At 60.3% G+C, this 1,735-nt stretch carries 1 protein-coding gene; it reads left to right on the forward strand.

Annotation, left to right across the window (positions count from 1 at the left end):
- Window positions 1–1,735: beta strand repeat-containing protein (locus tag BF12_RS20525; RefSeq protein ID WP_035160347.1), on the forward strand; the 1,735-nt coding region annotated here is incomplete at both ends.

The following is a 1,735-nucleotide window of genomic DNA, read 5'->3' on the forward strand; positions in this document are numbered from 1 at the left end:
CCTGAGTGCCGATGCCTCACAGAATGGTCCGTTTGCGATCACCGTCACCGCCACCGATGGCAATGGTGGCACGATTGATGACACCTTCACGCTGACGGTCAGCAATGTCGTGCCGGTCGCCGTGGATGACGCGGCGACAGCGGTCGAGAACGTGACACCGACCACTGGCAACGTGCTGACCAATGACAGCGACGGCGGTGCGGACACCGATACGCTGATCGTCAGCCAGGTCGATGCTGACGCCGACAATGTTGGTGAGGCTGTGGCAGGGGATAACGGTGGCCTGATCACCATCGCCAGTGACGGCAGCTACACCTTCGCCCAAGGCACCGACTTCGATGACCTGGCCGATGGCGAAAGTCGTGTCACCGCGATCGATTACCAGATCAGCGATGGCCAGGGCGGGCTGGACACCGCCACGCTGAGTATTACCGTGACCGGCGTCAATGACGCCCCGGTCGTCGCGACACCGACCGATGACATTACTGCCATCGATGGTGAGACCCTCACGATTGCTGCCGGTGACGCCTTCAGTGACGTCGACGTGACTGACGTCCTGAGCTACACGGCCGCTGGCTTGCCGGCTGGCCTGGCCATCAATGCCACCACTGGCGAGATCACCGGCACCCTGAGTGTCGATGCCTCACAGAATGGTCCGTTTGCGATCACCGTCACCGCCACCGATGGCAAAGGTGGCACGATTGATGACACCTTCACGCTGACGGTCAGCAATGTCGTGCCGGTCGCCGTGGATGACGCGGCGACAGCGGTCGAGAACGTGACACCGACCACTGGCAACGTGCTGACCAATGACAGCGACGGCGGCATTGATAGCACCGACAGTGACGTTCTGGTCGTCAGTCAGGTGGATGCCGACGACGCCAATGTTGGTCAGGCCGTGGCAGGTACCAATGGCGGCCTGATCACGATCGCCAGTGATGGCAGCTACACCTTCGCCCAGGGCACCGACTTCGATGACCTGGCCGACGGCGAAACACGCGTTACCGCGGTCGATTACCAGATCAGTGATGGCCAGGGCGGGCTGGATACCGCCACGCTTAGCATCACGGTGACCGGCGTCAATGACGCCCCAGTTGCAGTGCAGGACACCAATGCCACGACAGAGAATACCGCTGTCAGTGGAGATGTCCTGCTCAATGACAGTGATGTCGATGCCAGCGATATCTTGACCGTCAGTCAGGTTGGTGAAGACGCCGACAGCGTCGGCCAACCGACTGCCGGCGATAATGGTGGTCAGTTCACCATCAATGCCGATGGTAGCTATGACTTCGCGCCGGGCACTGACTTCGACGACCTCGTGGTCGATGAAACCCGCATCAGCACCATCAGCTATCAGGTAAGTGATGGCCAGGGTGGCGTGGATACCGCCACGCTGAGCATCACCGTGACCGGCGTCAATGATGCCCCAGTAGCAGTGCAGGACACCAATGCCACGACAGAGAATACCGCTGTCAGTGGAGATGTCCTGCTCAACGACAGTGATGTCGATGCCAGCGACATCTTGACTGTCAGTCAGGTTGGTGAAGACGCCGACAGCGTCGGCCAACCGACTGCCGGCGATAATGGTGGTCAGTTCACCATCAATGCCGATGGTAGCTATGACTTCGCGCCGGGCACTGACTTCGACGACCTCGCGGTCGATGAAACTCGTATCAGCACCATCAGTTATCAGGTCAGTGATGGCCAGGGTGGCGTGGATACCGCCACCCTGAGC

Origin of the sequence: Cobetia crustatorum, from assembly GCF_000591415.1 — a bacterium.
Classification (GTDB): Bacteria; Pseudomonadota; Gammaproteobacteria; order Pseudomonadales; family Halomonadaceae; genus Cobetia; species Cobetia crustatorum.